The 20,828-nt window shown below is 71.9% G+C and carries 17 protein-coding genes; 7 read left to right on the top strand and 10 right to left on the bottom strand.

Annotated features, from left to right (window positions below):
* Positions 1-118 precede the first annotated feature (118 nt).
* Positions 119-1,489 (bottom strand): hypothetical protein, encoded by a 1,371-nt coding sequence (locus HNR30_RS30600; RefSeq protein WP_181613516.1) that lies wholly within the window; start codon positions 1,487-1,489, stop codon positions 119-121.
* 194 nt (positions 1,490-1,683) lie between these two features.
* Here HNR30_RS30600 and HNR30_RS30595 point away from each other — a divergent pair, with 194 nt between their 5' ends.
* Positions 1,684-3,903, top strand: a complete 2,220-nt coding sequence (locus HNR30_RS30595; RefSeq protein WP_181613515.1) for a thiamine pyrophosphate-dependent enzyme — start codon at positions 1,684-1,686, stop codon at positions 3,901-3,903.
* A gap of 3 nt (positions 3,904-3,906) precedes the next feature.
* Here the strand turns inward: HNR30_RS30595 and HNR30_RS50355 are convergent, their stop codons facing one another.
* Positions 3,907-5,568 carry an LLM class flavin-dependent oxidoreductase gene (locus tag HNR30_RS50355; RefSeq protein ID WP_181613514.1) on the bottom strand — a complete coding sequence of 554 codons (1,662 nt, stop codon included), beginning with the start codon at positions 5,566-5,568 and terminating at the stop codon, positions 3,907-3,909.
* 157 nt (positions 5,569-5,725) lie between these two features.
* Between HNR30_RS50355 and HNR30_RS30585 the strand changes: the two genes are divergently transcribed.
* Entirely contained in the window at positions 5,726-6,943 is a 1,218-nt protein-coding gene (locus tag HNR30_RS30585; RefSeq protein WP_181613513.1) for an MFS transporter, read from the top strand.
* 9 nt (positions 6,944-6,952) lie between these two features.
* On the opposite strand, the gene HNR30_RS30580 is transcribed toward HNR30_RS30585, so the two are convergent.
* Complete coding sequence (locus HNR30_RS30580; protein ID WP_181613512.1) at positions 6,953-7,510, bottom strand: helix-turn-helix domain-containing protein; 558 nt, start codon at positions 7,508-7,510, stop codon at positions 6,953-6,955.
* Positions 7,510-8,148: an alanyl-tRNA editing protein gene (locus tag HNR30_RS30575; RefSeq protein ID WP_181613511.1), complete on the bottom strand. Its 639-nt coding sequence runs from the start codon at positions 8,146-8,148 to the stop codon at positions 7,510-7,512. Before HNR30_RS30575 ends, HNR30_RS30580 begins: the two co-directional genes overlap by 1 nt.
* A 68-nt stretch (positions 8,149-8,216) precedes the next feature.
* On the opposite strand from HNR30_RS30575, the gene HNR30_RS30570 reads away from it, so the two are divergent.
* Positions 8,217-9,842, top strand: coding sequence for an ABC transporter transmembrane domain-containing protein (locus HNR30_RS30570; protein ID WP_220134157.1), 1,626 nt, complete (start codon positions 8,217-8,219; stop codon positions 9,840-9,842).
* Positions 9,839-11,566: an ABC transporter ATP-binding protein gene (locus tag HNR30_RS30565; protein ID WP_181613509.1), complete on the top strand. Its 1,728-nt coding sequence runs from the start codon at positions 9,839-9,841 to the stop codon at positions 11,564-11,566. Before HNR30_RS30570 ends, HNR30_RS30565 begins: the two co-directional genes overlap by 4 nt.
* Here the strand turns inward: HNR30_RS30565 and HNR30_RS30560 are convergent.
* Genes HNR30_RS30560 through HNR30_RS30550 form a run of 3 tightly spaced genes read right to left on the bottom strand, consistent with a single transcriptional unit; the run spans position 11,533 to position 13,977 of the window.
* Positions 11,533-12,651, bottom strand: coding sequence for a magnesium and cobalt transport protein CorA (locus tag HNR30_RS30560; RefSeq protein ID WP_181613508.1), 1,119 nt, complete (start codon positions 12,649-12,651; stop codon positions 11,533-11,535). The two genes, HNR30_RS30565 and HNR30_RS30560, sit on opposite strands and share 34 nt — an antisense overlap.
* On the bottom strand, positions 12,639-13,115 hold the full coding sequence (locus tag HNR30_RS30555) for a nuclear transport factor 2 family protein (protein ID WP_181613507.1): 477 nt from the start codon (positions 13,113-13,115) through the stop codon (positions 12,639-12,641). The genes HNR30_RS30560 and HNR30_RS30555 overlap by 13 nt, the downstream gene beginning before the upstream one ends.
* Positions 13,116-13,122: 7 nt before the next feature.
* Positions 13,123-13,977, bottom strand: coding sequence for an amidohydrolase family protein (locus HNR30_RS30550; RefSeq protein WP_312894746.1), 855 nt, complete (start codon positions 13,975-13,977; stop codon positions 13,123-13,125).
* Positions 13,978-14,035: 58 nt separating this feature from the next.
* Here HNR30_RS30550 and HNR30_RS30545 point away from each other — a divergent pair, with 58 nt between their 5' ends.
* Positions 14,036-14,755, top strand: coding sequence for a M50 family metallopeptidase (locus tag HNR30_RS30545; protein WP_181613506.1), 720 nt, complete (start codon positions 14,036-14,038; stop codon positions 14,753-14,755).
* Here HNR30_RS30545 and HNR30_RS30540 read toward each other — a convergent pair.
* Positions 14,718-15,254, bottom strand: a complete 537-nt coding sequence (locus tag HNR30_RS30540; protein ID WP_181613505.1) for a hypothetical protein — start codon at positions 15,252-15,254, stop codon at positions 14,718-14,720. The genes HNR30_RS30545 and HNR30_RS30540 overlap by 38 nt on opposite strands.
* Positions 15,255-15,358: 104 nt before the next feature.
* Here HNR30_RS30540 and HNR30_RS30535 point away from each other — a divergent pair, with 104 nt between their 5' ends.
* Positions 15,359-17,056 carry a serine/threonine-protein kinase gene (locus tag HNR30_RS30535; protein ID WP_181613504.1) on the top strand — a complete coding sequence of 566 codons (1,698 nt, stop codon included), beginning with the start codon at positions 15,359-15,361 and terminating at the stop codon, positions 17,054-17,056.
* Positions 17,057-17,060: 4 nt separating this feature from the next.
* On the opposite strand, the gene HNR30_RS30530 is transcribed toward HNR30_RS30535, so the two are convergent.
* Complete coding sequence (locus tag HNR30_RS30530) at positions 17,061-18,449, bottom strand: MFS transporter (RefSeq protein ID WP_220134156.1); 1,389 nt, start codon at positions 18,447-18,449, stop codon at positions 17,061-17,063.
* Positions 18,450-18,527: 78 nt separating this feature from the next.
* On the opposite strand from HNR30_RS30530, the gene HNR30_RS30525 reads away from it, so the two are divergent.
* Positions 18,528-19,901, top strand: a complete 1,374-nt coding sequence (locus HNR30_RS30525; RefSeq protein ID WP_220134155.1) for an aldehyde dehydrogenase family protein — start codon at positions 18,528-18,530, stop codon at positions 19,899-19,901.
* Here the strand turns inward: HNR30_RS30525 and HNR30_RS30520 are convergent.
* Positions 19,873-20,823 (bottom strand): winged helix DNA-binding domain-containing protein, encoded by a 951-nt coding sequence (locus HNR30_RS30520; protein WP_181613502.1) that lies wholly within the window; start codon positions 20,821-20,823, stop codon positions 19,873-19,875. The two genes, HNR30_RS30525 and HNR30_RS30520, sit on opposite strands and share 29 nt — an antisense overlap.
* Positions 20,824-20,828: the final 5 nt, after the last annotated feature.

The following is a 20,828-nucleotide window of genomic DNA, read 5'->3' as shown; positions in this document are numbered from 1 at the left end:
ACACGCTGTCGAGAGATCATGGTGGCGCGTTTGGCCAGGTGACCAATAGCGACACCGCGGACGGCAGACGAAAGGGCCCTCCCCCGCGAACGGGAGAGGGCCCTCGGTGGAGCTGCCGTTACCGCTTGACCTTCACGTAGTCCTTGCGGCTGCTGTCGCTCTTGGCCTCCGCGTCACCGCGGAAGTAGAACTTCCAGTAGCCCGACTTCACGGCCTTCACCTTGGTGTGCAGGTAGCCGTTGTCGTTGGACCAGGTGGTCTTGACGAAGCGCCACTTGCCCTTCGACCAGTAGTACAGGCCGACCTGGGCCTCGTAGCCCTCCCAGCGGCCGTCGTGGACGAGCAGGCGGCCCTTGAAGTGCAGCCACTTGCCCTTCTTGACGGGCTCGGGGTAGGCGTTGAAGCTGACGATCGAGCTGCTCATCTTCGAGGGGGGCGGCGGCGGCGTCGGGCGCTTGACCGTCACCCAGTCGGGTGCGCTGGCCGAGCCCTCGACACCGGAGGCGCCGGCGAAGACGGCACGCCACCAGCCGGAGGCCACGGCGGTCGCGCGGGCCCAGTAGCGCCCGTCATGGCCGGTGGTCGCGGTGGTCACGTGCTCCCAGTGGTCGGAGCCCGAGCGCTTGAACTGGATGGCGACGCGGTAGCCGGAGTCGCCGTCCCAGCCGCCCTTGCCGAAGATCTGCAGGGCGCCCTTGAAGTTGAGCCGGTCACCCTTGTCGACAGGCTCGGGGTAGGCGTCGAGGCTCAGCCGGCTCGGGGCGTCGGCTTCCTTGACGGCCACGCCGTCGCTGTCGCTGGTCGAGGCGTTGGCGCCGGAGTTGCCCGCGAAGTGGGCACGCCAGTAGCCGGTGGCCTCGGCCTTGACGGCGGCCTTGAAGTGGCCGCTGCCGCCGGTCGTGACCGTGGTCACGTCGGCGTAGGCGTCGGTGCCCTTGGCGCGGAACTGGATCTTCACGGGCTGGCCCTCGTAGCCCTTCCAGCCGCTGCGCTCGCGCAGCAACTGGCCGGTCACGGTGAGGGTGGCGCCCTTGGCCACGACGTCGGGGTCGGCGTCGAAGTCGACGATCTTCGTGTCGAGCTTCGACTTCAGGGCGATCGCGAAGGTCGCCGTGTTGGTGTTGTTGCCGTCGGAGTTGGCCGCCGTGGCCGCGACGGTCCAGGTGCCGACGTTGTCGGCGTCGAAGACCGCGGTGGCGCGCCAGAATTCCTTGCCGCCGCCTTCGTCGACCTTGTACGGCCCGCGCACGTCGGACGGGCTGCCGGGTCCGGTGAGCTTGAGCGAGGGGGTGCCCTTCGCTCCGGTGGTGTCGAAGGTGACCGTGACCTTGACCGGCGCCGCGGTGACGTCGATGGGAGAGGCGGGGCTTACGGCCAGCTTGGACATCGCGGGTGGTGCCGTGGTGGCGGCGTTCGCGGCAGGTGCCAGGGCTAAAGCCCCGGCGCCCATGGCGAGCGCCACAACTACGGCCCGGATGCGGTGAAACATTCGGGTTCCGTCCTTCCCTAGGGATGATCCCGTGGGTTGAACGCGGCATTGAGGGTGCCACGCTTATCTTCAGTAGACGCCTGGGAAGCCGGATTGGTTGAAAAGTCTGACAACCTGTTATTAATTCCTGTCAAACCAAGCCGGGCACAACATGTCACCTCGCAAGTACCCTCAGGGCATGCATAATCGGGCATGTGGCGCGCGACACTGTTGAGACTCAGTTCATCCAGGCGGTTGAGGCGCTGAGCGCGGGCGTGACCCGTGGCGCCCGTGAGCCGGTCCGTGAAGGCACGACGCTCACCGGCGAGGAGGCCCGCAGGCTCTTCCAGTTCCAGCTCGGCAGCCGGCTGCTCGACGTGGCCGCGCGGTGGTTGCGCGAGCAGAACGAGGGCTTCTACACCATCGGTTCCTCCGGGCACGAGGGCAACGCGGCGGTGGCGGCGGCGCTGCGGGTGAACGACCCCGCCCTGCTGCACTACCGGTCGGGCGCCTTCTACCTGACCCGTTCCGCGATGGCCGACCGCCTGCCCGAGCAGGGGCTGCGCGACGTGCTGCTGGGCTTGGTGGCCTCGTCCAAGGAGCCGATCTCGGGCGGCAGGCACAAGGTTTTCGGGCATCCCGACCTGGCGGTCATCCCGCAGACCTCCACCATCGCCAGCCACCTGCCGCGCGCGGTGGGCGTGGCCTTCGCCATCGAGCGGGCCCGCGCGCTGGGCCTGCAGTCGCCCTGGCCGGCCGACGCGGTCGCGGTGTGCAGCTTCGGCGACGCCTCGCTCAACCACGCAAGCGCCCAGACCGGGCTGAACACAGCTTCCTACGCGACCTACCAGGGTCAGGCGGTGCCGATCCTGTTCGTCTGCGAGGACAACGGCATCGGCATCAGCGTCAAGACGCCCAAGGGCTGGGTGGAGGCCGCCACCCAGCGGCCCGGGATCACCTACATCCAGGCCGACGGCTGCGATCTGGCCGCCGCCCACGACGCCGCCCGGCGTGCCGTCCAGCATGTGCGCGAGCAGCGGGCGCCGGTCTTCCTGCACCTGTCGACGGTCCGGCTGATGGGTCACGCGGGCTCGGACGTGGAGTCGGCCTACCGTACGGCCCGCGAGATCCGCTCCGATCTGGAGCGCGATCCGCTCGTGGCGACGGCCAGGCTCCTCGTCGAGTCGGGCCAGGCGAGCGCCGACGAGCTGGTCAAGATGTACGAGTCGGAGCGCGAGCTGGTGCTGCGCATGGCGCTCGAGGCCGCCCGAAGCCCGCGGCTGGGCTCGGCCCGCGAGGTGATGGAGCCGCTCGCGCCGCGCAAGGCCGACCTCATCGCCAAGATCGCGCCCGTGTCGGCGGAGCCCGCCGCGCGTGAGCGCACCTTCGGCGGCGTGCTGCCCGAGCACGGCAAGTCCGTGACGCTCGCGCAGGCGATCAACCACACGCTGGCCGACACCCTGACGGTCTACCCCGGGATGATGATCTTCGGGGAGGACGTCGCGAAGAAGGGCGGCGTCTACGGCATCACCCGCGGGCTGCAGAAACGGTTCGGCCCCGGGCGGGTCTTCGACACCCACCTCGACGAGCAGGCCATCCTCGGCCTGGGGCTCGGCGCCGGGGTGGCGGGGCTGCTGCCGGTCCCGGAGATCCAGTACCTGGCCTACCTGCACAACGCGCTCGACCAGATCCGCGGCGAGGCGGCCACGCTGTCGTTCTTCTCGCGTGGCGCGTACGTCAACCCGATGGTCGTCAGGGTGGCCGGGCTCGCCTACCAGAAGGGTTTCGGCGGGCATTTCCACAACGACAACGCCATCGGGGCGCTGCGCGACATCCCGGGCCTCGTAGTCGCGGCGCCCGCCCGTCCCGACGACGCCGCGGCCATGTTGCGCACCTGCCTGGCCGCCGCGCGCACGGAGGGCTCGGTCTGCGTCTTCCTGGAGCCGATCGCGCTCTACCACACCCGTGATCTCTTCGACGAGGGCGACGGCGGCTGGCTCGCGCCGTACGTGCCGCCGAACCGGTGGGCCGAGACCCACGTGCCGATCGGGCGGGCGCGATCCTACGGCGACGGGCGCGACCTGACGATCGTGACGTACGGCAACGGGCTGCGCATGAGCCTTCGCGCTGCCGTACGGCTGACGCAGGAGGGTTACAGCTGCCGCGTGCTCGACCTGCGCTGGCTGGCTCCGCTCCCGGTCGAGGACCTGATGCGTTCGGCCGAGCTCACCGGCAAGGTGCTCATCGCCGACGAGACGCGGCGCAGCGGCGGCGTGGCCGAGGGCATCGTGGCCGAGATGCTCGACGCGGGCTTCACGGGCGCGATCGCGCGGGTGACCTCGTCCGACAGCTTCATCCCGCTGGGCGACGCGGCCAATCACGTGCTGCTGTCGGAGGAGGAGATCGAGCGGGCCGCGCGCAAGCTGCTGACCTGAGAATCAGTAAGGACTGGCCCCGCCGAACATCTCGGTCACGCGGGACGCCAGCGTCATGTCCCCCTTGATCCTGATTTTTCCTGACATGAGGAGGCCGGCGGGGTTCGTCGTCCCCGCGATGATCCGCAGGAAGTCGGCGGCCCGCAGCTCCAGCCGCAGCGCCGGCGACCGGGTGGCTCCCCGGAAGGCCCGCGCCCGCGCGCCCCTGACCATCAGGGTCCAGGTCTCGGCGGGCTGGAGGGCGAACTCGATCGCCCCCTGGAACCCCGCCGACCTCGACTCGTCGAAGGCCCTGGCCATCAGCGCGAACATCACCCGCTGCTGGCGCGGGCCGAACCATCGTTCCAGGTCGGTGTCCTCCCGCCCCGACACGAGTCTGGCCAGCGCGTTCTGCCCGCCGCGCCGGGCCCGCTTGCGGGCGCCCGACCACATCTCGCGCGGATGCGGCGCCCCGCGGTGCCGGATGCGCGCGGTCTCGCCCGTCTCGTCGATCAGGTACGGCGAGGCGAGCGTCCTGGCCGGTGAGCGCCTGGCCATGGCGGCCTCGATGGCCGGGGCGAGCCGCTCGGCCTTGGCCCGCTCGCGCGCCTCTCGTTCCTCGGCGAAGACGGGCAGCACCTTCTTGCCGAACAGTTCCAGGCTCTCGCAGATGTGCTCGTGCCGGTTGGGTCCCGCCTGCAGCACGAAGATCATCTGGTCGACGCCGGCCTCCTCGTAGCGCCTGATCAGCTCCACGAGCTGGGCGGGGCTGCCCAGCGCCCCGGCGAGCGGGTCGGTGCCGCGCGCCCCGAGATGGGGCCGGTCGCGGGAGAAGTCGTCCCAGATGCTCCCGTGTCCGGGCGCGTGCTCGCCCTGACCGTAGTAGTGGGCCAGGGCGTAGGCGAAGAACCCGGCCCCGAGGCCGCCGCGCTCGCGGGCGACGGCGGGGTCCTCGTGGCACATCATCGGCAGCACGCAGGCCAGGTTGGGGTTGACCGCGAAGCCCGCGGGCACGCACTCCTCCGATTCCAGCAGCCTGTAGTACTCCTGCGACCACTGCCGCGCCTCCTCCGGGTGCACGAAGGCGAACGACAACGCCCCGATCCCGTTGCGGGCGGCCAGCAGGATGGTCTCGCGCCGTGAACACGCCACCCAGAGGGGAGGATGCGGCTTCTGCACCGTCTTCGGGATCACGTTGCGCGGCGGCATCTTCAGGTGCGGCGAGTCCCAGCCCGCGAAGGGCTCCTCCACGAACATGCGGGTGATCGCGTCGAGCGCGTCGTGCCACATCTCCCGCTTGCGGTCGCGCGGCACCCCGAACCCGCCCAGCTCGGCGGCGGCGCTGCCCTCCCCCGTCCCGAAGTCGACGCGCCCTCCGGAGACCAGGTCGAGCGTCGCGACCCGCTCGGCGACCCTGGCGGGGTGGTTGACCGGCGGCGGGATCTGCACGATGCCGTGGCCGAGGCGGATGTTGCTGGTGCGCTGTGAGGCGGCGGCCAGGAACACCTCGGGCGCCGAGGAGTGGGAGTACTCCTCCAGGAAGTGGTGCTCGACCTCCCAGACGTAGTCGAAGCCCATCCGGTCGGCCACCTCGACCTGGTCGAGCGCGTCGGCGTAGAGCCGCTGCTCGGTGCCGGCATCCCAGGGGCGCGGTAACTGGTGCTCGTAGAAGATTCCGAACCGCACCTCAGGCCTCCCGGACTAGGTCAAGGTCCACGGCTCGACCGTCTCCCGAACTGGATTCGACGTCAATAGACCGCCACGGAAGGGGTTGTCAGGTAGACCCTTACATGGCTAGCCTCGTCAGGCACATCCTGACACACTCAATCACAAAGAGGCCCCCGTGTGGCGTAACCGCGACTTCCGGCTGGTCTGGCTCGGGCATTCGTTGTCCGACTTCGGCAGCGGCGTCTCCCAGCTGGCCTTCCCTCTCCTGGCGCTGACGCTGACCGGCTCGCCCGTCGTCGCGGGCCTGGTCGGCGCCGCGCGGGCCCTGCCGTACCTGCTCCTGGGGCTGGTCGCGGGGGCGCTCGTGGATCGCTGGGACCGCAAGCGGGTGATGATCGTCTGTGACCTGTGCCGCGGGGCCAACATCGCCACGATCCCGGTGGCGTTGTGGCTGGGCGAGCCGGGAGTGGCGCACCTGGTGATCACGGCCTTCCTGGGCGGCGTCTTCTACGTGTTCTTCAGCGCGGCCGAGGAGGGCTGCCTGCCGAACATCGTCAGCAAGGAGCAGCTCACCGCCGCCGTCTCCGCACGCGAGACCGCCTCCTCCGCCGTCAACGTGTTCGCACCCACGCTCGGCGGCGCCCTGTTCGCGCTCGGGCGCGGCCTGCCCTTCCTCTCCGACGCGCTGTCCTACCTGGCCTCGGCCCTGTGCCTGTCGTTCGTGCGCGCCCCGTTCCGGCGCGACGACGCGCACGCCACCGCGAGAGGCGGCCTGCGCGCGGAGATCCTCGACGGCCTGCGCTGGCTGGCCAACCACTCCGCGCTGCGCCTGATCGCGGTCACAGCCGCCGGCCTGCAGATCGCCATCTCCGGGATCGCCCTCGTGGTGATCGTCACGGCCCGGCAGGCCGGAGCCTCCCCGACGGCGATCGGCGTCATGTTCACCGCCATCGGCGTCGGCGGCGTCGCGGGCGCCCTCGTCGCGCCCTGCGTGAAGAAGCGCCTGGGCCTCGGAGGGACGCTGCTGTCCGTTCTGTGGGCGCAGGCCGCGTTGTGGATCCTCATGGCCTTCTCCACCCATCTCGTGGTGATCGCGGTGATTCTCGGGCTCTTCACCGTCTCCATGCCGCTGTTCGGCATCGCCGCCCTCAGCTACCGGCTCGAGGTCACCCCCGACCATCTCCTCGGACGGGTGGGCACCGCCTTCAGCATGGTGATCTGGGGCGCCACCCCGGTCGGCACCGTCCTGGCGGGCTGGCTGCTCGATCGGCTCACCCCCATGACGACCTCGCTGGTGTTCGCTGGCTGGGTGGTGGCGCTCTCCGCCGTCGCGAGCCTCGGAAGCGGCCTGCGCGGTCTCGGGCGGCGGGTGGACGACGCCGCCGCCGGCTAGGGGCGGGGCTCATCCGAGGTTGGCCGGGGAGGCGATCACGACCGTCACGTCGGCGGCCAGCGCGCCCGTCCGGTAGGCGTGCGGCGCGTCGCCCGCGAACGCCAGCATGTCCCCCGCCGCCAGTTCGCGCAGGTCCTCCGCCGGCCCGGCCCGGAGCGCGCCCGAGGCGACCAGCAGGTGCTCGACGGTCCCCGGCGCGTGGGGCACGCCCTCGACCGCCGTGTCCGCGGGCAGGCGCAGGCGCCACAGTTCGAGGCTGTGGCCGCCGCTGATGCGCCGCAGCAGTTCGCGCGTCGGCTCGTCCCGCGCGGCGGGGGTGGCGCGCAGGTGGACCGTGCCCGGCGAGCCGTCGCGGGTGAGCAGGTCGGTCAGCGGGATGGCGAGGGCGACGGCGATCGAGTCGAGCGTGTCGATCGTGGGGTTGGCCGTGCCCGCTTCGAGCTGGGAGAGGGTGGCCTTGCTTAGTCCGGTGCGCCTGGCCAGTTCGGCCTGGCTCATGCCGCGCTGCTGTCTGCGCTGCCGTACCTGGGCTCCGGCCGCGGCGGCGGCGCTGCTGCGGTTCGTCATCACGCCGTGCCGGACGGGGCGTGCGTGGCGGTGTAGGAGACCCGGGTGCGGCCCTTCCTGGCCTTGACGGCGGTGACGCGCACCGACGCCAGGTCGCCCAGGCTGCCGACATGGGTGCCGCCGCACGGGGCGGCGTGCAGGTCGCCGAGCCGTACGATGCGGTGCCCGTCGTCGGACAGCTCGGCCGCGACCTTGAGGTCGTCGGCGATCGCCCGGTCGACGAACTCCTGCAGGCTCCGCGCGCCGGCGGTCTCGACGAAGTCGAACTCGACCCTGGCCTGGCCGGGGAAGTGGTTGCCGGCCGCCATGGTCCAGCCCTGGGCGCGGCCCGCCGCCTCCACGAGGTGACCGGCGGTGTGCAGGGCGGCGTGCAGGAGGCGCAGGTCGCGGTCGACGCGGGCGCGCACCGGCCGGCCGACGGCGAAGGCCCCCTCGACGACGACCAGGCCGCCGGCGTGGTCCTTGACGGGGTGCACCTCCTGGTCGCCGAGCCAGGCACGGTCGGCGGGCTGGCCGCCGCCCTGGGGGTGGAAGATGTTGTCGCGCACGGCCGCCCAGGTCAGGCCGTCGGAGGCGACGATCTCGGTGTCCAGCTCGGTGAGGTAGGTGTCATCGAGATACACATTATGCTGAACCATACGTTCACCATATCGAACGGTCGACCCTTGACCAAGAGCTGGTCATGCCATGGCCTAGCGTGATCTGCATGAAGGCGGCCTTCCGATATCTCTGCTGGCTGGCCTGGTCCCAGAAGGGCCGTGTCGCGCTCGGGGCGACGCTGGGCTCGCTCTGGATGGTCGGGCTGACCCTCCCCCCGTACCTCCTCTCGCGGGCCATCGACGACGGCCTGGCCACGGGCGACGCGAGCGCGCTGACCGCGTGGACCGGGGCGCTGCTGGCCACCGGCGTGGCGACCGCGTGGCTGGCGGGCATGCGGCACCGCACGATGACGAAGATCCGGATGGACGCCAACTTCCGCACCGTCGGCCGCCTGGTCGAGCAGGTGAACCGCCTGGGAGCCTCGTTGACCGGACGGCTCTCGGCCGGGGAGGTCGTGACGATCGGGATCGGCGACGTCATCACCATCGCGGCCTCGCTGACCGTCACCGGTCCCGGCGTCGGCGCGGTGCTCAGCTGCGTGGTGGTGGCGCTCCTGCTCCTGCAGGTCTCGGTGCCGCTGGCGGTGGTGGTGCTGGTCGGCGTGCCGGTACTGGTGGTCGCGGTCGGCCCGCTGCTCAGGGGGCATCTGCGGGTGCAGGGTGACTACCGCGACAGCCAGGGCGGGCTGACCGGCCGCCTGGTCGACGTGATCGAGGGGCTGCGCGTGCTCAACGCCTTCGGCGGCAAGCAGGCCTACGCCGAACGTTTCCGTCACGAGTCGGCGGGACTGCGCGAGCAGGGCTACCGGGTGGCCGCGCTGACCAGCTGGATCAGCGCGCTGGGCACCGGCCTGCCCGCGTTGTTCCTGGCCGCGGTCACCTGGCTGGCGGCCAGGCTCGCCGCCGAGGGCACGATCACGGTCGGCGAGCTGGTCGCCGTCTACGGCTACATCGCCATGCTGATCGTCCCGCTGTCGTTCTTCATCGAGGGCGGCTACCAGATCTCGCACGGCCTGGTGGCCGCCCGCCAGGTGACACGTTTCCTCGCCCTCGAACCACCCGCGCCGGGCACCGCGCCCGCCCCCGGCGAACCGGCCTTTCTGCACGACCCGCTCTCGGGCCTGGAGGTCGCGCCCGGACGGCTGACCGGCCTGGTCAGCGCCCGCCCCGAGGAGTCGGCCGCGGTGCTGGAACGCCTGGGCGGGTTCGAGCCGGCGGCCACCTGGGACGGCACGCCGGTCGGCGAGATCGCCGGGGTGCGCGCCCGTGTCCTGGTCGCCGACCACGACGCCGCCATCTTCACGGGAACGTTGCGCGAGGTGCTCAGCGGCCGCGGCGAGCACGATGACGAGAGCCTGTGCGCGGCCCTGCACGCCGCCGCCGCGCAGGACGTCGCCCACCACGGGCTCGACTCGGTGATCGAGGCGGGCGGCCGCAACCTGTCGGGCGGCCAGCGCCAGCGTGTACGGCTGGCGCGGGCGCTGCTGTCCGGCCCCGACGTCCTGCTGGCCGCCGAGCCCACCTCGGCGCTGGACGCCACCACCGAAGCCCTGGTGGCCGAGAGGCTGCGTACGGCACGCGACGGACGCACCACCGTCGTCGCCACCACCTCCCGCCTCCTGCTCGCCCAGGCCGACACCGTCTGCCTGCTGCGCGACGGCCGCGTGGTCGAGACCGGCACCCACGACGACCTGCTCGGCTCCAGCCCCGTCTACCGGGCGGTGCTGGCGTGAGCGAGAGCCTGCCCGTCGCCGGGCGCGAGCAGGTCAGGCGCGCCGCGGTGCGCCTGGTCAGGCAGGACCTGCGCGGATTCCTCACGACCCTGGTGCTCAACGCCCTGGCGGCGGCGGCCGCGCTGGTCAGCCCGTGGCTGCTGGGCCGGATCGTCGACCACGTGCGCGCCGGGCAGCCGGTCGACGCGCTGGCGGCGTGCATCGTGGCGGCGGCTCTGGCCAGGCTGCTGCTGTCGCGCTGGGCCGAACTGGCGGGCACGCGCTTCAGCGAGCGGGTCCAGGAGCGGGTGCGCGGGCAGTTCCTCGACCGCGTGCTCGCCCTGCCGTACGCGACGGTGGAGCACGTGCGCACCGGCGACCTGGCCGCGCGCGGCACCACCGACGTGGCCCTGGTCGGGCGGACCCTGCGCGACGCCGCCCCCGCCGTGCTCGTCTCGTCGCTGCAGGCGCTCTTCCTCGTGGCGGCGGTCTTCCTCGTCAACCCCCTGCTGGGCGCCTGCGGCCTGGCCGGGATGGCCGGGATGGTGCTGGCCTCGCGCTGGTACCTGCGCCGCGCCAGATCCGCCTACCTGGAGGAGGGCGCGGCCCGGTCCGCCCTGGCCGAGCAGCTGGCGGCCAACGCCGCGGGCGCCCGCACGATCGAGGCGCTCGGCCTGCAGGAGCGGCGGGCCGGCATCGCCGCGGACGCGGTGGAGCACAGCAGGCGCACCCAGCACCGCACGCTGTTCCTGCGCAACGTGCTCTTTCCCGCGGTGGACGTGTCGCAGGTGCTCCCGGTGGTGCTGGTCCTGCTGCTGGGCGGGCTGCTGCTGCCGGGCGGGCAGGTGAGCCTGGGCGCGGTCGTGTCGTGCGCGCTCTACCTGCTCCAGCTCAGCCAGCCGCTGGAGACGATCCTGATCTGGATCGAGCAGTTGCAGAGCAGCGGCGCCGCGTTCGCCCGTGTCGAGGGCGTGGCCGTACGCTCTCCCGCGACGGTCGGCGCGCGGCGGCCCGAGAACGATCGCATCGTCGTGCGCGACGCGCACTACGCCTACGACGGCGACGACGTGGTGGCCGGGGTGGACCTGACCGTACGGCCGGGCGAGCACCTGGCGATCGTGGGCCCCTCCGGCGCGGGCAAGACCACGCTGGGCAAGCTCCTGGCGGGCATCGACCGCCCCCGCCTGGGCACGGTCACGGTCGGCTCGGTGCCGGTGGCGGACCTGCCGCCCGACGTGCTGCGCGAGCAGGTCGTCCTGGTCACTCAGGAGCAGCACCTGTTCCTGGGCAGCATCCGCGACAACCTGCTCCTGGCCGATCCGTCGGCCGACGACGCCCGCCTGGACAAGGCGCTGGCGGCCGTCGGGGCCGACTGGGTGGAGTCGCTCGACGCGCAGGCCGGCCCGCTGGAGGGGGCCAGGCTGCAGCAGCTGGCGCTGGCCCGTGTCGTGCTCGCCGACCCGCACACCGTGATCCTCGACGAGGCGACCGCCCTGCTCGACCCCCGTACGGCACGGCGCGCCGAGCAGGCGCTCGCCGCGGTGCTGGAGGGCAGGACCGTCATCGCCATCGCCCACCGCCTGCACACCGCCCGCGACGCCGACCGGGTGGCGGTGATGGACGCGGGACGCCTGGTGGAGGTCGGCACCCACGACGAGCTGGTCGCCGCGGGCGGCGTCTACGAGCGGTTGTGGGCCTCCTGGGAGGGCGGTCAGAGCCAGTCGCGGCGCTTGAAGACGAAGTAGAGGATCACGCAGACGGCTCCCATGAGCATGACCGCGAAGGGGTAGCCCAGGACCCAGTGGGTCTCGGGCATGAAGTCGAAGTTCATGCCGTAGATGGTGCCGACGAGGGTCGGGGCGAAGAGGATGGCCGCCCAGGCGGAGATCTTCTTGACCTCCTCGCCCTGCCGGATGCTGGCCTCGGTCATCTTGGCCATCTCGTCGTTCTGCGCCTGGGTGACGAGGGTGGCGTTGACGGTGAGGATGTCGTTGAGGTTCTGGCGGAAGTCGGCCACGCGCTCGGAGACCGTGATCGCGTGGTCGCTCACGTCGCGCAGGTAGGAGCGCAGGTCCTCCTCGGCGCCGTACTTGCCGGCGCCCGCGATGAGCCCCTCGATCATGGGGACCAGGGGGCGGGTGGCCCGCTGGAACTCGATGACCTCCTGCGACAGCTCGTAGACGCGCCGGGAGACCGCCGGGTCTCCGCCGAACACCTGGACCTCGATCTCGTCGATGTCCTTCTGGAGGCCGGCGACGACGGGCGCGTAGCCGTCGACGACGGCGTCGAGGATGGCGTACAGCACCGCCTGGGCTCCCTGGCGCAGCAGCTCGGGGTCGGACTCCATGCGGCGACGGACCACGCCGAGGTCGGGTGACTCGGCGTGCCGTACGGTGATCACGTAGTTGGGGCCGACGAAGACGTGGACCTCGCCGAAGGCGACCTCCTCCTCCTCGTCGATGTAGCGCGCGGCGCGCAGCACGACGAAGAGGGTGTCGCCGTAGCGGTCGGCCTTGGGCCGCTGGTGGCCCACGATGGCGTCCTCGAGGGCCAGCTCGTGCAGGTCGAACTCCTCGGCGAGCTTGGCCAGCTCCCAGTCCTTGGGGCGGTAGAGGCCGATCCAGGCCATGCTGCCGGGGGTGTTCTTGAGCGCGGCGAAGGCGTCGGCGAGGGAGCCGGGCGTGTCGATGCGGTAGCCGTCGACGTAGAGGGCGTTGTCGATCACGCTGGGCCGGTACGGGAGTTCGTCCTCCTCGCCTCGGGGGTCCATCGACTCCTCGGGGGCCTGCTCGCGCTGGCTGCCCCGGAGGAAGCGGCTCACCCTTGCCATGCCACCTCCTCCAGAGCCTGCCTGGCCCGGTCACGGATGCTCTTGCGGAAGCCGGGTGTCCAGCCGAGGATCAGCCCCGCCGGCTTGCCCAGGGCGCTGCGCGACCAGTGCTTGAAGTCGAACGCGTCGTGGTGGCGGATGATCTGCTCGTCCTCGAAGCGGAAGAACGACTCGATGGGATTGTCGACCTCGCGGCCGGTCCCGGTGAAGGTGTAGTGGGCGCGCCAGCGCGCGGTGGCGGAGCGGTCGTCGGCCGTCACGTCGTCGAACTCGGCGCGCAGCCCGCCACGGCCCCCGAGCTGCAGCTGCCACATCGCCATCACCTTGTCGCGTCCCTCGACCTCCTGGAAGATCGGGTCGCCGAAGCTGACCTCGGGGTGGTACAGGGCGGCCATGGCGTCGAGGTCGCCACGGCTGAGTGCGTCGAAGAAAGCGCGTACGAGCGCCACATGCCGGTCGTTCACGTTCCTATCAGATCATGTCCGCACCATTGTCCCAGCACACGGCCCTCACCCAAGCCTCGCCGAGGTCGAGCCGGTCAAGGGCGTGCAACTGGTGGGCATACGGATGGGGGATGTTCGGGAAGTCGCTGCCGAGCACCACCTTCCCCGCCAGTCCGAGCTCAAGCAGGCGCGGGCGGAGCGCGGCGGGGAAGGGCATGCCGAGCTGGGCGAAGTCGGTGAAGGCCATGGTCGTGTCGAGGGCGGCCCGCTCGTAGCGTCCGGCGAGGTCGAAGAAGTCGGCGTACTCGGGCATGCCGAGGTGGGCGATGACCACGCGCAGGCGGGGGTGTTGTTCGAGGACGGCGGCGATGGGCGAGATGCCGACGTATCCCCCCGGCACCGGCACCGAGCTGGCGTGCACGACGACCGGATGGCCGAGGTCGGACAGCAGTCCCCAGACGGGGTCGAGTTCGGGCAGGGCCGGGTCGAAGGCGCCCACCTGGAGGTGGATCTTCCAGACGCGCGCCCCGTCGTCGAGTGCCTGCCGTACGTAGGACAACACGCCGGGCTCGGGGTAGAACGTCGCCGACGGCAGGCATTCCGGCAACTCACGGGCGAAGGCGAGGCTCCAGGCGTTGAGGTCGGCGGCCATGCCGGGCCTGTGGGCGTACGGCAGGGCGGTGAAGTGGCGCACCCCCATCGAGCGCAGCAGCTCGACCCGCTCCTCGACCGGCCACTGGTATGTCACCTTCCAGCCGTTTCCCATGAGCGGTCCGCCATGGTGGAAGTGATGCCAGACGCGGCGTTCCATCCGCTCGGGGAGGAAATGGGTGTGCAGGTCGATCAGTCCCGGCAGGCCGAGCGAACGCCACCAGGCCGGCACATCAGAATCATGTTCTAGGGCCACGACACGGACTTTACCGGGATAAGGTCATTTCTCGATGGACGAGCTCTGGGGCCACCTCACCGCGACACAAGACCCGCCCGCCGCCTGGGTCGGGCTCGTCGCGGCCCTGGCCGCGCTGCTGATCGTCGGCCTGCGCATCACCTGGCCGCTGTCGCGCGGGCTGATCACGATCGCGCACGAGGGCGGTCACGCCCTCGCGGCCCTGCTGACGCGGCGCAAGCTGCAGGGCATCAGGCTGCACTCCGACACCTCGGGCGTCACCCTGACCAGGGGCAGGCCCAACGGCCCCGGCATGGTCCTGACCGCCCTGGCCGGCTACATCGCGCCGTCGCTGCTGGGCCTGGCCGCCGCCTGGCTGGTCGCCGACGGCAGGATCACCCTGCTGTTCTGGGCGATCCTGCTGTTCCTGTTCTGCATGCTGCTGCTGATCAGGAACCTGTACGGCGGGCTGATCCTGCTGGTGACCGGGGGCGCGGTCTTCGCCCTGGCGACCTACCTCCCCGACAACGGCCAGCAGTTCGCGGCGCACCTGGCCGTGTGGTTCCTGCTGTTCGGCGGGGTGCGGCCGATCGTCGAGCTGCAACGCAAACGCCGCCGCAGGCAGGCGCCCGACTCCGACGCCGACCAGCTGGCCCGGCTGACGTTCCTGCCGGGCGGCTTCTACGTCTTCTTCTTCCTGCTGGTCTCGACCGCCTCCGTGGCGGCGGGCGGCTGGCTCATGATCCTCCCAGCTCTTGGCGTCCCTTCTCGGTGAGGTTGCCCTGAAGGTCGACCAGGCCCTGCTCCAGCCGCTCCTTGACCTGCTTGAGCGCGGTGACCGGGTCGTCGGAGTACTCCACCTTGTTCGGGTCGTAGACGCCCGCCTGGCGCAGGCGCTCCAGCTCCTGCTGGGCCTGGTCGCGGTTCTCGGTGAGCTTGATCTTCAGGTCCTCGATCGCCTGGCCGGCCGCTCCGCTGGCCGAGGCCGCGGCGGAGGCCAGGTCGGAGGCGGCGGCGCTGGCCTGGTCACGCAGCTCCGACGCCTTGGCCTCGGCCGACGCGCGCAGCTCGGAGGCGCGGGCCGACGCGGAGGCGGCCACGTCGGCGCCCTGCGACATCAGTTCCGAGGCTCGGGCGTTGGCGCTGTCGAACACCGACGGCAGAGCGCTGGCCCCCTGGCTGGCCCTGGCCTCGATCCCCTGCTGCTGCTCGGCCGAGCACGCCACGGACAGGAGCCCGGCGGCGGCCAGTGACAGCACGAACGTCTTGCGCATGAGTTATCCCCCCGAATAACCGCTGTTCAGATCACAAAAACACCTATGCCCCCTCGATTCCCACTAAAATCACGCAGGGCAGGGGGAGCACGGGGGGACATCGAGTGCAGCCAGTCGACCACGCGCCCGGATACCGGGTGCTCGACGAGGCCGGGCGCGGCGGATTCGCCGTCGTCTACCGGGCCTACCAGGAGAGCCTCGACCGGGTCGTCGCACTCAAAGTGTTGTCGGTCGACCGGGTCGACCAGCGCACCATGCGCAGGTTCCAGCGGGAGCTGCAGCTCACGGGCCGGCTGACCGGCCACCCGAACGTCGTCACGGTCTTCGACACCGGCATGACACGCTCGGGCAAGCCGTACATCGCCATGGACTACTTCGAGAACGGCTCCCTGCGCGACCGGGTCTCACGCGAGGGCGCGTTACCGGTCGCCGACGTGCTGCGGGCCGGGGTGAAGCTGGCCGGGGCACTGGCGGCCGTGCACGAGGCGGGCGTGCTGCACGGCGACATCAAGCCGCAGAACATCCTCATCTCCCGCTACGGCGAGCCGGCGATCGCCGACTTCGGCGTCGCCAGGGTCGTCGACTCCTCCGAGGTCACCGCCTCGGGCAACGCCTTCACCCCCCTGCACGCCGCGCCCGAGGTGCTCAGCGGGCAGCCGCACACCGCCTCCACCGACCTGTACTCCCTCGGCTCGACCCTCTACCACCTGCTCGCCGGGCAGCCCGCCTTCCACAACCCGACGGACGGGTCGATCGCGCCGCTGATGTTCAGGGTGCTCAGCAACGAGCCGCCGCCGATCGCCAGGGCCGACGTGCCCTCGGCGGCCGTTCAGGCGGTGGTGCGGGCCATGGCCAAGAAGCCGCACGAGAGGTACGGCACGGCACGCGCGTTCGCGCGGCGGCTGCAGGAGGTCCAGGCGGAGCTGGGGCTGCCGGTGACGGACCTCATCGGGTCCGAGCCGATGCCTGGCAGCGCCACCGTGCCCCGTCCCGCCGCTCCGGCCCCGTCACCGGAACCGGTGCGCGGGCCCGGTCCGGGCGCGCCGCCGCGTTCCTTCGGAGCGGCCTCGGCGTGGTCCCCCGAAGCCTCCCAGGCACGCGGCCCGTCGAGCCCGGCCGTCCCCGCGGCGCCCGCGTCCTCCCCTGTCCCCGCGGCGCCCGCGTCCTCCCCTGTCCCCGTGAGCCCGGCGGCCCAGGACCCCACCCCCGTTCCGGTCCTCGACCCCATCCGCGCTCCCCAGCCCCACGCCCCCGTCCCCCCGGCCGTCCCTCCGGCCGTCCCTCCGCGTTCCGCGCTCAGCAGAGCCGCCGCCGGCACTCCGAGCGGCCCCGGATCCAGGCTGAAGGTGATCATCGGCGCCACCCTCACCGTGACGGTCGTCGGCGGCGCCGCCGTGGCCTTCCTCCTCACCCGCGACCCCCGGACGCCGCCCAAGGAGCACCTGACCGCCCCCACCACCCCGGCCGCGACCGCGAAGCCGGACCCCACGGTCGACGCCAGGGCCCTCGACGCGCTGCGCCCCCGCCGGGTGACGGTCGCCGCCGACAACGGCGTGACCGTCCAGCTCAGGTGGACGCTGCCGGCCAACGCCCGCGGCTATCCCGTGGTGGTGCAGCGTGCCCCCGCCGAGAACGGCCCGGCGCTGACCGCGCTGGAGCAGGGCGCCACGAGCACCAGGGTGTCGGGCCTGACGAAGGACGTGGGCTACTGCTTCCAGGTGGGCGTGGCGCTGCAGATCTCCGAGGAGAGCAAGGTCGCCTGGTCCAGGCCCGCCTGCATCAGGGGCGCCATCCCGCAGTGACGCCTCACCGCCCGGGCACCCGCCTGGGCAGGATGAGCACCGCCATCACCCCGCTCAGCACGATCACGAGCATGCCCACGAAGACGTTGTGCACCGCCTCGGCCAGCGCCTGCCGTACCTGCTCCAAGCCCTCGCCGCCGCGCTGCAGGGCGCGGGCGGCCTCGTCGACCGAGCCGTGGCCGGCCAGGGTGGAGTTGGCGACGCCCGCCAGGACGGCGGTGCCGAGCGCGCCGCCACCGATGCGGAAGAAGATCACGCTGCCGGTGACGACGCCGCGCCGTTCCCAGCCGACCGTGTTCTGCGCGCCGAGCAGCATGGAGACCGACAGCAGGCCGAGCCCCGCGCCGTTGACGAAGGAGCACACGCCGGCGTAGAGCACGCTGGGCCGCATGAAGACGAACATGACCGCGGAGACCAGGATCAGCACCAGCCCGCACAGGGCGGTGTCGCGGAAGCCGATGCGCATGTAGAGCCTGCTCGACAGCGCCACTGAGATCGGCCAGCCGATCGACTGCACGGCCAGGGCGAAACCGGCGGCGATGACGCCCGCGCCGAGCACGCCCTGCGCGAAGGTGGGCAGGTAGACGCTGGGCCCGACGAGCACCATGCCGACGACGGCGCTGCCGAGGAAGGAGCCGAGCAGGACCCTGTCGCGCCAGACCCAGGGCGGGATGATCGGTTCCTTCGCGCGCCGTTCCCACCAGCCGAACCCGGCCAGGACGGCCACGCCCGCCGCGACCAGCCACCAGGCGCTCTCCTGCAGCCCGAGCATGAGCGCGACCACGCCGGCGGCCAGCAGGAGGGCTCCGGGAACGTCGATGCGGGCGGGGCGGCGTTCGACGTCCTCGGTGAGGAAGACGACGATCGCGGCGATGGCGGCGGCGCCGACGGGCAGGTTGGCCAGGAAGATCCAGCGCCACGAGGCCAGCTCGGCCAGCAGGCCGCCGACGGCGGGGCCGACGAGGGCGCTGACCCCCCAGACGGAGGAGAGCAGGCCGCTGATCTTGCCGCGCTCCTCCAGGGGGTAGAGGTCGGCGGCGATCGTCTGGACGATCGACTGGATGGCTCCGGCGCCCACGCCCTGGACCACCCGGGCGACGATCAGGACGGGCATGCTCCAGGCCAGGCCGGCGAGCAGCGAGCCGACGAGGAAGATGACCATCCCGGTGGCGATCATGGGCTTGCGGCCGAACTGGTCGGCGAGCCTGCCGTAGATCGGCGTGCAGACGGCCTGGGCGAGCATGTAGCCGGCGATGACCCACGGGAACAGGGAGAACTGGCCGAGGTCGCGCACGATCGACGGCACCGCGGTGGCCACGATCGTGCCGTCGATGGCGGCCAGCGCCATGGACAGCATCAGCCCGGCCGCGACCGGCCCCCGCCTGGCGGTCATCGGTATCGTCAATTCCTTCCCAAGACCCCACCAAGATCTCATATCCGGAGCCGCCCGTTTCGTGACATCGGGTACGGCTTGGTCGTGAATGCCGACGTGCTGGTCGCCGATCTGCGCACCACCTTCAACCGCGGGCGCACCAAGCCGGTGACCTGGCGCGTGGAGCAGCTCAGGGCGCTGAACCGGCTGCTCAAGCAGGAATCGGCGGTGCTGGAGCGCGCGCTCGGGGCCGACCTGGGCAAGAGCCCCGCCGAGGTCGCCACGACCGAGACCGGCTTCGTCGCCAACGAGATCGACCACGCGCTCAGGAACCTCAACACCTGGCTGCGGCCCGAGCGCTCCAAGGTGCCGGCCTTCATGCTGCCGGCCAAGGCACGCGTGGTCCGCGAGCCGCTGGGCGTGACGCTGATCATCGGCGCGTGGAACTATCCGGTCCAGCTGACGCTCGCGCCGCTGGTCGGCGCGCTGGCGGGCGGCAACTGCGCGATCGTCAAGCCGAGCGAGCTGTCGGAGCGGACCGCGGCGGCGCTGGCCCGCCTGCTGCCGAAGTATCTGGACCCGGAGGCGGTCAAGGTCGTCAAGGGCGGCGTGCCGGAGACCACGGCGCTGCTGGAGCAGCGCTTCGACCACATCTTCTTCACCGGGAGCGCGCCCGTCGGCGTGATCGTGATGACGGCCGCCGCCCGCCACCTGACGCCGGTCACGCTGGAGCTGGGCGGCAAGAACCCGTGCATCGTGGAGCCCGGCGTCGACCTGGCCGTCACGGCCCGCCGCATCGTGTGGGGCAAGTTCCTCAACGCCGGCCAGACCTGCGTCGCGCCCGACTACCTGCTGGCCGTCGGCCAGAGCGCCACCGAGCTGGAATCCCACCTGGCGAACGCCATCAGGGAGATGTACGGCCCCGACCCGGCCACCAGCCCCGACTACGGCAGGATCGTCAGCGAGCGCCACTTCGACCGCGTCGCCGCCTTCCTGCGCGACGGCCGCGTGGTCACCGGAGGCCAGGCCGACAGAGGGAACCGCTACATCGCGCCGACCGTGCTGGCCGAGGTCGATCCCGGCGCCCCCGTCATGCGGGAGGAGATCTTCGGGCCGGTGCTGCCGATCATCGCGGTGCCCGACCTGAGCTCGGCCATCACGTTCGTCAACGAGCGCGACAAGCCGCTGTCGTTGTACGCCTTCACCGCCTCCGAGCAGTCGCGCAGAAGGCTGCTGGCCGAGACCTCGTCGGGCGCGGTGGGCTTCGGCCTGCCCGCCGCGCACCTGGCCGTGCCCGGGCTGCCGTTCGGCGGGGTCGGCACCAGCGGGCAGGGCGCCTACCACGGGAAGTACTCGATCGACACCTTCACCCATGCCAAGGCCGTGCTCGACAAGCCGCTCAGCCCCGACACCTGGCGCCTCGCCTACCCGCCCGTGGGCCGGCTCAAGGAGCGGATGCTGCGCTTCCTGTGAGGAAGCGGCGCACGTCGGCCAGCTCGTCGTCGAGTGGCGGCAGCCCGGTGAAGGCGTCGACCTCGCCGGACCTGGTCCAGGTGCCCTGGATGACGCCGCCGACGAGGATCACCGCGCGGAGCATGCCGCCCCCGGGGAAGACCCGCTTGACGTGCTGCGGGGCCAGGATGCTGTCGCGGTCGCGCCAGCCCATCAGGTATTCGTCGAAGGCGGGCGCGAGCCGTACGGGAACCTCGGGCCCGTCCACCGGCTCGCCGGAGGGCGGCCACGCCTTGCGTGCCTGCCCCAGCGGCAGGCCCGCCCAGGCCGCCAGGTCGTGCGGCTCGGCGGGCACGTGGGCGCGGCGGTAGCGCACGCCCAGCTCGGCCAGCGCGCGGTCGCGGTCGGCTTCGAACACGATCGGCGCGCCCAGCCAGTCGGCGGTGTGCACATAGGTGGGCTTGCCGTCGCGCGGCGGCCCGTGCACGGCCAGGCCGTAGGAGGCGGCCAGGCCCACGAGGTGCACGATCCCCTGGCCGGTGGCGCGCCCGCCGAGCCGCGTCTCCAGCTCGGCCTTGGTCAGCGGGCCCTGGCCTTCGAGCGCGCGCTCGATGAGCGGCAGCAGGTCGTCGCCGGTGACGCCCTCCTGCCCCAGCCGCCGCATCGTGGAGGCGCGGCGGGTCGTCGACAGGGACAGCAGCCAGGGCAGGTCGTCGTGGTGGATGTAGTGGAGGGTGCCGCGCGGGCCCCAGGCGCGCACGATCTCGCGGCGCTCCACCGCCCGCTCGACGTCGGCGACCGTCACCGTGGCCGAGCGGGCGCGGAAGGCCAGGAGGGCGGAGGGGAGGTCCTGCGCCTGGACGGCCAGCAGGTGGCGCACGATCTCGCCGGCGCCCAGGCCTTCGGGGCGATGCAGGAGCTGCGCTGCCGTCCGTTGTCTCACGCGGC

This window comes from Nonomuraea soli (assembly GCF_013761175.1).
Taxonomy (GTDB): Bacteria; Actinomycetota; Actinomycetes; order Streptosporangiales; family Streptosporangiaceae; genus Nonomuraea; species Nonomuraea soli.
The sequence above is the reverse complement of the archived record's forward strand: the minus strand, read 5'-3'. Positions and strand labels throughout refer to the sequence as shown.

Bases quoted from the DNA above. Each gene is read 5' to 3' on its own strand.
- HNR30_RS30545 (WP_181613506.1), top strand. From the start codon at position 14,036: ATGGACGAGCTCTGGGGCCACCTCACCGCGACACAAGACCCGCCCGCC.
- HNR30_RS30600 (WP_181613516.1), bottom strand. From the start codon at position 1,489: ATGTTTCACCGCATCCGGGCCGTAGTTGTGGCGCTCGCCATGGGCGCC.
- HNR30_RS30540 (WP_181613505.1), bottom strand. From the start codon at position 15,254: ATGCGCAAGACGTTCGTGCTGTCACTGGCCGCCGCCGGGCTCCTGTCC.
- HNR30_RS30575 (WP_181613511.1), bottom strand. From the start codon at position 8,148: ATGGTTCAGCATAATGTGTATCTCGATGACACCTACCTCACCGAGCTG.
- HNR30_RS30580 (WP_181613512.1), bottom strand. From the start codon at position 7,510: ATGACGAACCGCAGCAGCGCCGCCGCCGCGGCCGGAGCCCAGGTACGG.
- HNR30_RS30530 (WP_220134156.1), bottom strand. From the start codon at position 18,449: ATGACCGCCAGGCGGGGGCCGGTCGCGGCCGGGCTGATGCTGTCCATG.
- HNR30_RS30570 (WP_220134157.1), top strand. From the start codon at position 8,217: ATGAAGGCGGCCTTCCGATATCTCTGCTGGCTGGCCTGGTCCCAGAAG.
- HNR30_RS30560 (WP_181613508.1), bottom strand. From the start codon at position 12,651: ATGGCAAGGGTGAGCCGCTTCCTCCGGGGCAGCCAGCGCGAGCAGGCC.